The following is a 13,792-nucleotide window of genomic DNA, read 5'->3' on the forward strand; positions in this document are numbered from 1 at the left end:
TCAGTGCTCGCGAACCTGATCGGTCGCGCGGACGTGGTTCCAGAACGTGGCGGGGGTGCGCAGCAGGTCGCGCAGGCCGAGCCGGTCGACCATCTCCTCCGTGCTGCGCTGCGCGGCGTCGAGGATGGCGTCCTCATCGACCGTGATGGCGCGGCGGTCGGCCAGCACGACGCGGCCGTCGACGAGGACGGTGTGGACGTCGTTGCCGTTGGCGAAATAGGTGACCCGGAATTCCGGCATGTTGGCCGGGTAGAGGTGCGGCCGGCGCAGGTCGACGAGGATCACGTCAGCCTTCTTGCCGGGTTCGAGCGACCCGATCTCCGAGTCGAGCCCGAGCGCGCGCGCCGCGTCGATGGTGCACATCTCCAGCACCTTGCCGGGCGGAAGCCAGCTCGGGTCGCGGAAGTGGGTGCGGTGGTAGTGCATGCACTGCTGCATGTGCCTGAACATGTCGGCGGACCGGTCCGGCGCGGTCGCGTCGGAGCCGAGGCACACCAGCACGCCGGCTTCGAGCAGTTCCGGCACCGGGCAGCGGCCGAGGATGGAGGCGACGGCGCTGGGATTGTGGGCGATGCGCGCGCCGGTCTCGGCGCACAGCCCGATCTCCTCGTCGGTCAGGTCGGTCGCGTGCGACAGCAGCGTCTCGGGGCCCAGAATGCCCAGCTCATGCGCCATCTTCACGCTGCCGCGCCCGTGGCCATCCTGCGTGAAGACGAGGCCGCGCGCCACCGCCAGCGCATGGACCTCGCGCGCCTGGCGCTCCGCCTCCCGCAGCTCGGCGGCTGGCATGGACTCGCGGTGCTCGGGCCGCAGGGTTGGCGTCAGCAGCGCCATATGCAGCCGACCGCCGTAGGAACCGTGCCAGCGGGCGATCAGGCTCTCGCAGGTCTGCATCTGTCGGTCGTAGTCGACCGCCTTGTCGCGCCTTTCTCCGCCGCTCCAGTCCGCGTAGGTACGCGGGTGCGGCGGGCGCGTCGGCCCGATGGCGACGACGGACCGCGTCCCGACCGCCTCCACCCCGCCGCAATGGGCGTTGCCGTAGGCGGGATCGTCGGTGCGCATCACGCTGTCGCCGCCGCCGAGCAGCGAGACGCCTGTCGTCACCCCGAAGCGCAGGCGCTCGAGCGCCGCCAGCTGGGCCTCGGCGTGCCAGAACTCGGGCGTGGAGCCGACCGTGTAGGCGCTCTCGCACGCCTTGTACCAGAGGTCGGAGCGGCCGCCGCCCATCGTCTTGATGAGCCCGTGGCCCGCATGGGCGTGGCCGTCGATCAGGCCCGGCAGGACCGCCTTGCCGCGCGCGTCGATGCGGGTCGGCGCGTCGTGCGCCGCGACCACCTCCGCGGTCGGGCCGACCGCGAGGATGCGGTCGCCGGCGATCGCCACCGCGCCGTCCTGCAGGATGCGCCGTTGCGGATCGACGGGGATGAGCACGCCGCCGGTGATGAGAATATCGGCCATCAGAGGGAAGCTCCGTTCGCCGGCGCGGGCGGCCGGGCGATCTTGTCCAGGCTCGGCGCGAACGACAGCAGCTCGCGCGTGTAGGGGTGCTGCGGGTCGGCGAACAGGCCTTCGGAGGTGGCGAGCTCGACAATCCGTCCCCCCTTCATCACCGCGATGCGGTCGCACATCTGCCGCACGACAGCGAGGTCGTGGCTGATGAACAACATCGACATCCCCGTCACGTCGCGCAGATCCTTGAGGAGGTTGAGGATCTGCGCCTGCACCGAGACGTCGAGGGAGGAGGTCGGCTCGTCGCACACGAGGAAACGCGGGCGCGGCCCCAGCGCTCGCGCGATGGCGATGCGCTGCCGCTGCCCGCCCGAGAAGGCGTGCGGGTAGCGGTCCCCGGCCGACCGGTCGAGGCCGACCGCCTCCAGAAGCACGGCGGCGTCCTCGGCGGCTTCGGCGCTCGTCGCCGCCAGCTTGTAGAACAGGATCGGCTCGGCCAGCGCCGAGCGGATGCGCAGGCGCGGATTGAGCGCCGAATACGGGTCCTGGAACACCATCTGGAGCGCCTTGCGCGCTCCCGAGCGCCGGCGCGAAGCGAGGTCCTCGCCCGACAGGCGGACGCCGCCCGAGGTCGGCGTCACCAGCCCCGCGATGGCGTTGGCGACGGTCGTCTTGCCGCAGCCGGATTCGCCGACCAGGCCGAAAATCTCGCCCGGCTTCACCGAGAACGACACGCCGTCGACGGCGCGGAAGGCCTTGGACTTGCCGCCGGGCAGGAAAGGCACGCCGCCGTATTCGACGCGCAAATCCTCGACGTCGAGCGCCGCGCCGCCGCCCTCGTCGCCCGCCGCGCCGCGCACCTTGCGGCGCGCCGCGGCGGCGCTCGGGTTCTCCTCGGAGGGGGCGAGCAGGCGGTCGAGCTTCACGTCGATGCGCGGCACCGCGCCGATCAGCGCCCTGGCGTAGGGATGCTCGGGCGCGCCCAGCACCCGGTCCACCGGCCCGCTCTCGACGATGCGGCCCTTGAGCATGATCGAGACATGGTCGGCCACTTCGGCGACCACGCCCATGTTGTGGGTGACGAGGAGCACGCCGACGCCGCGCTCGTCCGCCAGGCCGCGGATGAGCTTGAGGATCTGCGCCTGGACGGAGACGTCGAGGGCCGTGGTCGGCTCGTCGGCGACGATCAGCCTGGGGTCGCAGCAAAGGGCGGCGGCGATGACGACGCGCTGCCGCTGGCCGCCGGACAACTGGTGCGGATAGCTCTTCAGCCGGCGCTCGGGCTCGGGGATTCCGACGGCGTTCAGCAGCGACAGCGCGCGTTCGCGCGCCTGGCGCTTGCTCAGGCCGAGGTGAAACCGCATCGTCTCGCAGAGCTGGCTTTCCACCGTGAAGAGCGGGTTCAGGCTCGTCATCGGGTCCTGGAAAATGGCCCCGACGTCCTTGCCGGGCACGATGCCCTCGGCGCGGCCAGTGCGCGTGTCGACCGGCTTGCCGCCGATGCGGATGACGCCCTCGGCGATGCGTCCGGGCTCCTGCAGGAGGCCCATCAGCGCGTTGCCGATGGTCGTCTTGCCCGCGCCGGACTCGCCCACCAGCGCGTGGATCTGCCCGGGCATGATGGTGAGATCGATGTCCGACACCGCCGCGCTGACGGTCCCGTCGGCCAGCTCGTAGTTCACCGCGAGGCCGCGAATGTCGAGAGAGGGAACGGTCATCGCCGTGACCTTGCCTGTGTTGGCCATGTCGCTCACCTCGCCTGTCGCCTGGGGTTGAACCAGTCGCGCAGCCAGTCGCCGACGATGTTGACGCCCAGCACGAGCACGACCAGCAGCGCCGCGGGGAACACCGCGATCCACCAGATGCCGGAGAAGACGAACTCGTTGCCGATGCGGATCAGCGTGCCGAGGGAGGGGTAGGTCGGCGGCATCCCGACGCCGAGGAAGGACAAGGTCGCCTCGGTCAGCACCGCCGCCGCGAGGTTGATCGTGGCGATCACGATCACCGGGCTCAGCACGTTGGGCAGGATGTGCCTGGCCATGATCCGCGCCGACGGCAGGCCGATGACGCGGGCGGCGCGCACATAGTCCTTTCGCGTCTCCACCATGGTCGCCGCGCGCACGGTGCGGGCGTACTGCACCCATTCGTGGATGGCGATGGCGCCGATCAGGATCACCGGCGCCCACTGCGCGGTTCCCGCCTCGGGGAAGACGGCGCGCGCGACCCCGCTGACGAGCAGCGCGAGGAGGATGGTCGGCAGGCTCAGGATGACGTCGCCGACGCGCATGATCAGCGCGTCCACCCAGCCGCCGAAATAGCCGGCAAGCAGGCCGAGCACGATGCCCACCGAGGCGGCCACCAGCACCGCGCCGCCGCCGATGGCGATGGAGACGCGCGCGCCGTAGAGCATGGCCGATAGCAGGTCGCGGCCCTGATTGTCGGTGCCGAGCAGGAAATGCGCGTCGCCCTCGGCCATGAAGGCCGGCGGCAGCTCGGCGTTCATCAGGTCGAACGTGCCGACGTCGAGCGGGTTGGTCGGCGCCACGAAGGGCGCGAACGCGGCGGCCGCGCCGATCACCGCGACCAGCGCCGCGCCGACGAGGACGGAAGGCGGCACGCGCGGGCCGCGCTTGCGGCGGGAAGGGGCGGGGGCGGCGGTCGAGATCGGGGTGCTCATGCGCGCCTCGTGCGAAGCCGGGGATCGACGACCGTGTAGATCACGTCGACCGCCATGTTGATGAGGACGAAGAGTGCGCCGACGAAGAGCAGGTAGGCGGCCATCACGGGCACGTCGGCGAAACTGACCGCCTGGATGAACAGAAGCCCCATGCCCGGCCACTGGAACACCGTCTCGGTGACGATGGCGAAGGCGATCAGCGAGCCGATCTGCAATCCGGTGACGGTGATGACGGGCATCAGCGCGTTGCGCAGCGCCAGGCGGAAGTGGATGTAGCGGGGCGGCAGCCCGCGCGCCTTGGCGAAGCGGATGTAGTCGGACGACATCACGTCGATCATCTCGGCGCGGACGAGCCGCATGATCAGCGTGAGCTGGTAGAGCGCCAGCGTGACGCCCGGCAGGATCAGCGAGGCCCAGCCGCTGCGCGACAGGAAGCCGGTCGTCCAGCCGCCGATGGACACCACGTCGCCGCGCCCGAAGGAGGGCAGCCAGCGCAGCACCACGGCGAAGAGCAGGATCAGCCCGATGCCGGTCACGAAGGTCGGCATCGAAATGCCGACCAGCGACAGGGTCTGGATGGCGCGCGCCGCCGCGCTGTCCGGCTTCAATGCGCAGAACACGCCGAGGGGTACGCCGACCGAGAGCGACAGCAGCGTCGCCACCAGCACGAGCTCCAGCGTGGCCGGCAGCCGTTCCGCCATCAGCTCCACCACAGGGCGCTGGTTGCGGAAGCTGACGCCGAGCTGGCCTCTCGCCACGCGGCCCACGAAGTCGCCGTACTGGACGAGCACCGGCCTGTCGAGGCCGAGGCTGCGGCGAAGCTCCGCTTTCTCGGCCGGCGTGGCGTCCTCGCGGCTCATCATGGCGACGGGGTCGCCGACGTAGCGGAACATCACGAAGGCGATGGCCGTCACCGCGAGCATGACGAGGAGCGCCTGGGATAGTCGGGACGCGATGGCTGACAGCATGATCGGGTCTCCTGCGGCGCCCAAGCGCCCCTCGAAATTGGCGCGCGGTCAGTTCACCTTGGCGAACCAGGGCCGGACGTATTCGTCCGCGAACTGGGGCATTTCGACGTTCGTCTTCATCGCCCAGGCCAGCGGCTGCTGGTGGAGAGGGATGAAGAGCGCCTGGTCCTTGGCGATCTTGAAGCTCTCGGCCAGCATGGCGCGGCGCTTGGTCTCGTCGAGTTCGACCGCCGCCTTGCGGGCGAGGTCGTCCATCGCCTTGATCGACATGCCGCCGGGGTTCGAGCCGCCATAGCCGCCCTCGCGCGAGGCGAAGATGGCGGAGAGCACGCTGAAGCCGTCCATGGGCGGCAGCGTCGCCCAGCCGAGCATCCAGCTGTCCAGCTCGCCGCGATCCTGGCGCGGGAAGTAGGTGGCCTTGCTCTCGGTCTTCAGGTCGACCTGCACGCCGACGCGCGTCCACATGGAGGCGATGGCCAGGCAGATCTGCTCGTCCGCGATGTAGCGGTCATTGGTGCAGCCGAGGCCGGTCTTGAAGCCGTTCGGGTAGCCTGCGTCGGCCAGCAGCTTCTTGGCGAGCGCCGGGTCGTAGGGGAGCGGCTTGTCGAGCTCGGCCACGTAGCCGGGCACCGGCGGGGCGACCATGGTGCCGACGTTGCGCGACTTGCCGCGCATGATGCGCTTCTGGATCTGGTCGAGGTCGATGGCGTGCCACAGCGCCTGACGCACGCGCACGTCGAGGAAGGGGTTCTTCTCGTTCGGCGCGGCGTGCAGGCTGGGCTTCCAGTCGAAGCCGAGGAAGATGAGGCGCAGCGACGGGTCCTCGACCACCTTGACGCCGTTCGTCGAGGAGATGCGGGGGATGTCCTGCAGCGGCACGGCGGAGATCATGTCGATCTCGCCCGAGAGCAGCGCGGCGACGCGCGTCGCGTCGGACTTGATGGGGCGGAACTCGATCCGCTTTAGATTGTGCTCCGGCTTGTCCCACCAGCCCTCGTTGACGGTCATGACGGTGCGGCTGTCGGGCTCGTAGCTCTCAAGCTTGAACGGACCGGTGCCGTTGGCCTTGTTGGAGGCGAACGTGGTCACGCCGGTCGAGGTGTTGCCGGGCTTGATGGCATCGTGCGCCTGCAGCCACGTCTTGCTCATCACGAAGATGCCGGTGAGGTCGTTGAGCAGGAGCGGGTAGGGGCCGCTGAGCACCAGGTCGACCGTGTAGTCGTCCACCTTCTCGGCGCGCACGACGGTGGCGAGATTGCCCTTGTTGCGCGAGCCGGGGTCGATGGTGCGCGCCACCGTGGTCACCACGTCGTCGGCGGTGAACGGCTCGCCGCCGTGGAACTTGACGCCCTGGCGCAGCTTGAAGCGCCAGCGATCGGGCGCGACGACCTCCCACGAGGTCGCCAGCCCCGGCTCGATCTGCAGCTTGCGGTCGCGCCGGACGAGCGTGTCGTAGACCATCGACAGCACGTTCTGGGTGAAGCTGTCGAGCTGGGCGTTGGGATCGAACGAGACCGCGTCGCCGGGTGCGGACCAGCGGAGCGTTTGGGCGGCGGACGGCTGGGCCGCCATCAGGGCCAGAGCCGCGACTGCGACTGCGGCGGCGGCGGCAAAAGTGCGCTTCATCGGTGTACCCCTCCAGGTGTCACGAAATGAGTATACAATCCGAACTGTGAATCGCATACAATTATTTTCGCGAATTTTCCAATCAGCCGCGCTCCAGTTGTCGAAATTGATCCTGAACGCGTGGTCAGGATCGAAAATAGACGGAAGCGGGCGCGCTGATCGCCTGAGACTGGTCCTTCTTCGCGGCTTCCGCAAGAACAGATTGTATGCAATCGAGATCCAAATTAACGTCACTCGGACCATCCCGCAGCCGCCCGAGCGGCGCGACAGCCAGGAGATCCGCATGAGTCGAGCCGTGCTGCTGCGCAACGTCCGCCCCCTCGGCGGGCCCGCGACCGACGTGGCGATCGTCGACGGGCGCTTCGCCGCGACCGCCTCGCCCGAGGCCGACATCATCGACGGGCAGGGGCTTCTCATGCTGCCCGGCCTCGTCGAGGCCCACACCCATCTCGACAAGAACCTCTTCGGGATGAAGTGGTACCGCAACGAGATCGGGCCGCGCCGCATCGACCGCATCGAGACCGACAGGCGCGAGAAGAAGCGGCTCGGCATCGATCCGGCCCGCCAGTCGATGCGGCAGGCCGTCGCCACGCTGGCGCTCGGCGTCACCGCCATCCGCACCCATGTCGACGTCGACACCGAGATCGGGGTCGCCAACGTGGCCGGCGTGCTGGAGACCCGCGAGAAGCTGGCCGGATGGGTCGACATCCAGATCGTCGCGTTCCCGCAGAGCGGCATGCTGATCCGCCCGGGCACGCAAGAGCTGATGGAGGAGGCGCTGCGCCTGGGGGCCGACATCGTCGGGGGCATCGACCCCGCCTCCATCGACCGCGACCCCGTCGCCCATCTCGATGCGGTGTTCGCGATGGCGCAGAGCCACGGCAAGCCCATTGACCTGCACCTGCACGAGCCCGGCGAGCTGGGGGCGTTCTGCCTCGAGCTGATCGTGGAGCGCACGCGCGCGTTGGGGATGCAGGGGCGCGTCATGGTCGACCACGCCTATTGCCTGGGCATGCTCGAGGCCGCGACGCTCGATACGCTCGCCGCCAGCCTCGCGGACGCCGGGGTGGCGGTGATGACGGCGGGTCCGCCCGGCCGGCCGGCGCCGGCCGTGAAGCGTCTGCGCGAGGCCGGCGTGGTGGTGTGCGGCGGATCGGACGGGCCGCGCGGCACGTGGGAGCCCTACGGCCGCGGCGACATGCTGCAGCGCGCCACCATGATCGGCCAGCGCAACGGCTTCACGCGCGACGAGGACCTGGAACTGGCGCTCGACGTATGCACCGTCCAGGGCGCGCGCGCCCTCGGGCTCGCCGGCTACGGGCTGGCGGAGGGCTGCGTCGCCGACCTCGTTCTCGTCGACGCCGAGACGGCAGCGGAAGCCGTGGCCGCGCCCCCGCCGCGCCGCGTCGTCGTCAAGGCCGGGCGCGTGGTGGCGCGCGACGGGGAGACCATCGGCATCGCCGCGCCCTGAGGCGCGAGGTCAGAGACCTTCCGCCTTGGCGTAGGCGCTGAGGACGTCGCGGATGTCCTGCTCGCCGCCGGGCAGCAGCGCCCGGTGGGTGATGGCGTGCAGATGGCTGGTCATCAGGTCGCCGGCGCGCGCCGGGTCGCCGGCGAGCAGCGCCGCCAGAACCTCGCGATGCTCGGACACGCCGCACTCCGCCGAATGCGGCCGGCCGTAGAGCGCCAGGATCAGCGAGCAGCGCGACACCACCTCGTTGACGTAGCGCGCCAGCAGGGCGTTGGCGGTCATCTCGGCGAGCAAAGTGTGGAACTCGCCGGCGAGGCGGATCGAGGTCGCCGTGTCCCGGCCGGCGGCCTTCTCCTCCTCGGCCACGTGGGCCTCGATGCGCCGGCGCTGCTCGGGCGTGAGCTTGCCGGCGAGCTCCTGCACCACCAGCCGCTCCAGAGCCTCGCGGACGGCAAAGATGCCCTTGCCGTCCTCCAGGCTCGGCTGCGCGACGCAGGCGCCCCGGTTGGGGCGCAGCTCCACCAGGCCTTCGCTGTCGAGGCGCAGCAGCGCCTCGCGCACCAGCGTGCGGCTGACGCCGAGGCGCTCGCCGATGGAGTCCTCGGGCAGCTTGGCGCCCGGCGCGAGCGCCTGTTCGATGATGGCGCGCTTGAGCGTGCGGTAGACCGCGGTCGACCGCGACACGGCGGACTCCGCGTCCGACCCGTTCTGGCGGCCCCCCCGTCGTTCTCTCGTCGAGCTCATGCGTCCGTCAGCCCCGTTGCGCCTGCCTTCATGACTAGCCGAGGCCGAGCCCGGCGCAACGGAATTTTCGACGGGGAGGGGAGGCGGCGGGGCGCGGCGGGTGGATGCATGCTCGGCCGGGACAGAGTCCGTCCGTCGGCTTTCGGAATTATTCCGCGTCGACCTGAGGCTTTGCCGTTGCCGCCCCGCCCGATACTTGCTTTCATCCCGCGGCGAAGACTTCGGTCAGTATCGGTGCGGCGGTGGCGATGGGGCCGAGGCGGTCTGGGCTTGCGATGATGGACTGGTTCCTGGACAGCGTCGGCCATCTGCCCGACGACCTGATCTTGCTGATCGGCGCCGCGCTGGCGGCGGCGATCGGGCTCGTCGTGGCCGGGCTGTCGCGCCGCTTCATTTTCGTGCCGCACGGCGACAAGCTGGAGGAGCACGTCAAGCTCTCCGAGATCGTCCACGGCAGCCTGCTGGCGTTCGCCGTGTTCGTCCTCGCCCTCGTGCTCTCGGACGTGCGGGTCAACATGGGCAAGGCGTCCGACGCTGTCCTGCGCGAGGCCTCGACGCTGGCGCGCCTCGATCGCGAGCTGGAGTTGATCGGCGGCCGCGCGGCGGACGCCGAGCGCGGGCGGCTTCGCGCCTACGCGACGCAGGTGGTGGACCACGACTGGCCGGCCCTGAGCCAGGCCGAACCGGCTCTCTCGGCCGAGGCGTCGCGCACCATCACGGCGCTGATCGTCGGCGTGCGCGCCATCGCGGCGGAGCGCGCCGACATCGCCGCCGCGCTGCATGCGCTGCTCGGCCAGCTCGACGAACAGCGGCAGAGCCGCCTCGAGAGCGCGACGCGGTCCGTCCCCAAGAGCTTCTGGTGGCTGATCGGCCTGTTCCTGATCGGCGCGATGGTGCTGAACGGCCGCCACCGCCTGAACGTCGCCAGCGCCTCCCTCATCGGCCTCCACATGGCCGCCATCGGCCTCGTCATGGCGTTCATCCTCGTCATGGACGAACCGTTCCGAGGCGAATCGAGCGTCTCGCCCCATCCCATCGCGCGGGCGCTGCCGGAGAAGGCGGGGGGCTGAGGGGCGGGCGGCTCGGCGATAAGTCGCGGAGGGCCTGAGGCGGACGCCAGTCCGCCCGTTCCCGGAGCCCCGGAGCGAAAGCGAAGGGGAATCCGGGAGCCAGCGCATGGATGTTGCCGCGAAGCGGCGCTTCATGAGTGCTTTCCAAAGAGCCGCGCTGACGCGTGACATATTGCGCTGGGCCCCGGCTCCGGTTCCGCTATCGCTGCACCGGGCCGGGGACGGGCGGGCCGGAGGCCCGCGCCATCGCACGCCCAAGCGCCCGTCTCCGACCGCCGCGAAAATGCTGGGATCGAAAGCGGCTACATGTTAGTTACATGTAACCGCTTTCGGAGTCCGCCATGGCCGCCGCATCCACCCCCAAGCCGACGCGCCTGAAGGTCGGGGAGCATCGCGCGCGTCTGCGCGCCCAGGGCCTGCGTCCCATCCAGATTTGGGTGCCGGACGTGCGGGCCGCCTCGTTCAGGGCCGGGGCCCATCGCCAGTCGCTCAAGGTCGCGGCCAGCCGCCACGCGGCCGAGGATCAGGGGTTCATCGACGCGGCGGCGGACTGGGACGAGGCGTGAAACGCGGCGAAGTCTGGACCGTCTCCGGCGGCAAGGACGACGCGGGCAAGCCGCGCCCCGTCGTCATCGTGCAGGACGACGCTTTCGACGGGACGGATTCGGTCACCATCTGCGCGTTCACGACCGACGCTGCCGACGCGCCGCTGTTCCGCCTGGCCGTGGAGCCGAACGACCGCAACGGCCTGCGCGCCGCCTGCCGCTTGATGGTGGACAAGATCACCACCGTTCCGAAGTCGAAGTTGGGCAACCGTGTCGGCCGGCTCGACGACGAGGACATGGTGCGGCTCAATCAGGCGATGATGGTCTTCCTCGGCCTGGCGGTGTCGCCGCGAACGGGGCGGAGGAGCGGGTGACGGGTGGGTGGGTGCGGCGGGTTGGCCGAGCGGGTTCTCCCAGCCGAACTCGCACGCCCTACCTTGGTAGGGTGGGATTTGAGCGCCTTCAGAGCGACACCTCGTGACCGGCGGCAGTCACCCTTCTGTAGTCTTCTCTTCTCCGGCCCCGGTCGCTGCAGTTTGCCTATTCCTGGCAAGGGAATTCCGAGCTACGAATTTCTCCGCCACGCTCCGTACTTCGGCTGCAAACGCTGGGCCCGTCTTAAGCGCCTGCCTCACGAGGTCCGACTGAAATAGTTCATGCCACGGGCTGCCGTGGGTTTCCGTTTCGACCAACCTTAGCGGGAGTTCGTCCAGACGAGTGAGCGCGGAAGCGAGCAGCTTGGTCTCAAGCTCCTTGTCAATACGAGCCGCCTCGCGGCGAAAGCCTTCATATGCACGCGCCACAGAGGCCTTGAAAGCGTAGTCCTCTGAAAGCTTGAAACGCTGCCCAATTTGCTTCGTAGACAGCCACGCGAACCAGATCGGAGCGCCAACCGACAAGACCGAAAGCATAAGGTTTGGGATGACGACCGAAATGGGCGGGTTGGGATCCTTGAACAATTCCACCATGGTGGTGATCCGACTAGATCCGTATATGCTGCCGGCAACGAGGGCCCCGGCCAGCCCGCTGACCCAGAACCACATCGATTTGGCTAGAGTGGAGGAGCGCTCGGCGAATGCTGCCGCAAGCCCCTTGCTCGTCGCAGCTGAGTACGCGGTTTCACATTTTTGGAGAACGGCCTTGGCCTCCACCTCTGTGTCTGACAGGGCCGCTTCGATCCCTTCGGATTCGTAGCGAAGATCTGCGATCTGGTCGTGGTCCTGAGTTGCTTGCCGGAGCAGTTCACTCAACTTTTGCCGCGCCTCTTCAAGCGATTCCAGGTCCGCAGGCAACTGATCTGCCGCATGGAAGGCTTGCTCGATACGCTCAACCATCGTCGCAAGTGACTCGGTACGTGGCTCCAGTTCATTGAGCCGGGCCTCCATCCCGCGAAGCCGCACACGTGCCTTGCGAAGCTGCGCAACAGCGTCAGCATGACCACGGTTATCTAGAGCGGTTTCGATTGCCTTTCTCAACCCGCCAAGCGTCAACATGTACGCTGGGACAGCTAAATTAGGATTATTCTGAAGCTGAGGGATTGTACTACCTTGAAGATGCCTGAGACGTCTGATGTAGTCTGAGACGCGAGGCTCCCAATCTCCACCGTGATCGCCTCCCTTCTCGGTAATAGTGTCGATAAGGCTCTGTGCTTCCTCCACTAACTCGGCGCGGGTGAGCCCGGGCACGCTCCAATCATTTTTTGTAATGCAAAGCGGTTCATCGTTTGGGATATACGCGTTGAGCTGTCCTATAACTTTTTCAAGTTGATGCTGAACTTCAACGAGCGTTGGATGCATTATTCCGCCAGTCGAACACAGACTGTCCCTAAATTTAATATTAATATAATTGTGCGATCAATTCGTATTCGTCTGCTCAGCGAATGACATGACTCTACGCGAGAAGAAATTTTGAATCGATCTCAGAAGCGGCTAAACGCAGCAAATATACAGTAGCCAAAATCTTGGCGGAAGGGGTGGGATTCGAACCCACGGTGAACTTGCGCCCACGGCGGTTTTCAAGACCGCTGCCTTAAACCACTCGGCCACCCTTCCATGGCGGGCGGACCCGCGCTTCGGCGTGTTCTAGAGCATGGCGGGGAAAAGAGGAACGGGGGTTCGGCGGCTGTTGACGCGACCGAGGCCGCGCCTCGGGAGTGGGCGCGCCAGCACCTTTCGGCGATCATGGATGCCCCGCCCATCACAGAGCTCAGTCGCAGCGCCGCGCGACCGGGGAGGGCGGTCCCCCGCCCCGCCGATGTCGCCCCCAGAGAGCGGGGCGTTGCCGCCGCGCAACGGTGGATCTTATTCACGGCGCGGGCCGGAACCGGGCCTTGCGCCGTTCATGGACGGACTTTAACAATCCCTTCATCTTGCCGCCGCTATGAATCGCTGTGCGATGGAGGCGGCGCGTGCGCCTGAATGGCGCAACCGTTCGCGTCGCGCGGAGTGTAGCGGCGTTGGGGGCTTCGTAATGCAGGCGAAACAAGGCTTCGCTCGGACTGTGTCCACGTCCGCACGTGACACGACATCCCCCGATCTCCTTGCTTCTCCCGAGAAAGCCCGAAACTCCTTGCCTTCGTCGGCCGCGCGCGTGGCGCTGGCCGTCGCCGCCGGCCTCGTCGTCGCCAATTGCTCCTCGCAGAAGATCGCGTCCAAGGGCGGCATCGACCCGAAATACGGCGTCTCCGCGAGCCCGAAGGTCGTCGCCGACGGCGACCCCGTGCCGAAGGGCGGCGGCCGCGAGCTGATCGGCAAGCCCTACGTCGTCGCCGGCCGCCTCTACACGCCGCGCGAGGTGACCAACTATTCCGCCGTCGGCCTGGCGTCGTGGTACGGCCCGTCCTTCCACGGCCGCATGACCGCCAATGGCGAGGTGTTCGACCGCCAGTCGATCTCGGTGGCGCACCCGACCATGCCGCTGCCGAGCTACGTGCGCGTCACCAATATCGGCAACGGCCGCTCCATCGTCGCCCGCGTCAACGATCGCGGCCCGTACCACGGCAACCGCCTGGTCGACGTCTCCGAGCGCGTGGCCGAGGCGCTGGCCTTCCGCAACATCGGCACGGCGCGCGTGAAGGTCGACTATATCGGCCGCGCCTCGACGGCGGGCAGCGACGACGAGAAGCTCTACGCCACGCTGCGCACCGACGGCACGCCGGCGCGGCTGCGCCTCGATGACGGCGGTGCCGATCATGGTGCGCACGGAGATCTTGTAGGGCAGCAAAGCGCGCGGTCCCTCGAAGG

At 68.4% G+C, this 13,792-nt stretch carries 12 protein-coding genes and 1 tRNA gene; 5 read left to right on the forward strand and 8 right to left on the reverse strand.

The window, feature by feature from the left end:
• Genes NK718_RS19700 through NK718_RS19720 form a run of 5 tightly spaced genes read right to left on the reverse strand, consistent with a single transcriptional unit; the run spans position 1 to position 6,720 of the window.
• Positions 1 to 1,458, reverse strand: a complete 1,458-nt coding sequence (locus NK718_RS19700; protein ID WP_254745883.1) for an amidohydrolase family protein — start codon at positions 1,456 to 1,458, stop codon at positions 1 to 3.
• The gene (locus tag NK718_RS19705) at positions 1,458 to 3,194 is read right to left on the reverse strand and encodes a dipeptide ABC transporter ATP-binding protein (RefSeq protein ID WP_254745884.1); all 1,737 of its coding nucleotides are present in this window, start codon (positions 3,192 to 3,194) and stop codon (positions 1,458 to 1,460) included. Before NK718_RS19705 ends, NK718_RS19700 begins: the two co-directional genes overlap by 1 nt.
• Positions 3,195 to 3,199: 5 nt before the next feature.
• Positions 3,200 to 4,126, reverse strand: coding sequence for an ABC transporter permease (locus NK718_RS19710; RefSeq protein ID WP_254745885.1), 927 nt, complete (start codon positions 4,124 to 4,126; stop codon positions 3,200 to 3,202).
• Complete coding sequence (locus tag NK718_RS19715; protein WP_254745886.1) at positions 4,123 to 5,094, reverse strand: ABC transporter permease; 972 nt, start codon at positions 5,092 to 5,094, stop codon at positions 4,123 to 4,125. The genes NK718_RS19710 and NK718_RS19715 overlap by 4 nt, the downstream gene beginning before the upstream one ends.
• A 48-nt stretch (positions 5,095 to 5,142) precedes the next feature.
• Positions 5,143 to 6,720: an ABC transporter substrate-binding protein gene (locus NK718_RS19720; protein WP_254745888.1), complete on the reverse strand. Its 1,578-nt coding sequence runs from the start codon at positions 6,718 to 6,720 to the stop codon at positions 5,143 to 5,145.
• A gap of 283 nt (positions 6,721 to 7,003) precedes the next feature.
• Between NK718_RS19720 and NK718_RS19725 the strand changes: the two genes are divergently transcribed.
• Positions 7,004 to 8,191 (forward strand): amidohydrolase family protein, encoded by a 1,188-nt coding sequence (locus NK718_RS19725; protein ID WP_254745890.1) that lies wholly within the window; start codon positions 7,004 to 7,006, stop codon positions 8,189 to 8,191.
• Positions 8,192 to 8,200: 9 nt separating this feature from the next.
• Here NK718_RS19725 and NK718_RS19730 read toward each other — a convergent pair whose 3' ends face one another.
• Positions 8,201 to 8,935, reverse strand: a complete 735-nt coding sequence (locus NK718_RS19730; protein WP_256515730.1) for a GntR family transcriptional regulator — start codon at positions 8,933 to 8,935, stop codon at positions 8,201 to 8,203.
• A gap of 278 nt (positions 8,936 to 9,213) precedes the next feature.
• On the opposite strand from NK718_RS19730, the gene NK718_RS19735 reads away from it, so the two are divergent.
• The 3 genes from NK718_RS19735 to NK718_RS19745 all read left to right on the forward strand — a co-directional run bounded on the left by NK718_RS19735 (position 9,214) and on the right by NK718_RS19745 (position 10,924).
• Positions 9,214 to 10,005: a bestrophin-like domain gene (locus NK718_RS19735; RefSeq protein WP_254745894.1), complete on the forward strand. Its 792-nt coding sequence runs from the start codon at positions 9,214 to 9,216 to the stop codon at positions 10,003 to 10,005.
• 341 nt (positions 10,006 to 10,346) lie between these two features.
• On the forward strand, positions 10,347 to 10,571 hold the full coding sequence (locus tag NK718_RS19740; protein ID WP_254745896.1) for an antitoxin MazE family protein: 225 nt from the start codon (positions 10,347 to 10,349) through the stop codon (positions 10,569 to 10,571).
• The gene (locus NK718_RS19745) at positions 10,568 to 10,924 is read left to right on the forward strand and encodes a type II toxin-antitoxin system PemK/MazF family toxin (protein ID WP_254745898.1); all 357 of its coding nucleotides are present in this window, start codon (positions 10,568 to 10,570) and stop codon (positions 10,922 to 10,924) included. The genes NK718_RS19740 and NK718_RS19745 overlap by 4 nt, the downstream gene beginning before the upstream one ends.
• A gap of 117 nt (positions 10,925 to 11,041) precedes the next feature.
• Here NK718_RS19745 and NK718_RS19750 read toward each other — a convergent pair whose 3' ends face one another.
• Together NK718_RS19750 and NK718_RS19755 are read right to left on the reverse strand one after the other, a co-directional pair.
• Complete coding sequence (locus tag NK718_RS19750; RefSeq protein ID WP_254745900.1) at positions 11,042 to 12,346, reverse strand: AAA family ATPase; 1,305 nt, start codon at positions 12,344 to 12,346, stop codon at positions 11,042 to 11,044.
• Positions 12,347 to 12,511: 165 nt separating this feature from the next.
• Positions 12,512 to 12,601 (reverse strand) — tRNA-Ser (locus NK718_RS19755).
• 517 nt (positions 12,602 to 13,118) lie between these two features.
• On the opposite strand from NK718_RS19755, the gene NK718_RS19760 reads away from it, so the two are divergent.
• The coding region (locus tag NK718_RS19760; protein WP_254745902.1) for a septal ring lytic transglycosylase RlpA family protein at positions 13,119 to 13,792 on the forward strand (674 nt) is incomplete at its 3' end.

The sequence above is a fragment of the Alsobacter ponti genome, from assembly GCF_024294805.1.
In the GTDB taxonomy this organism is placed as follows: Bacteria; Pseudomonadota; Alphaproteobacteria; order Rhizobiales; family Beijerinckiaceae; genus Alsobacter; species Alsobacter ponti.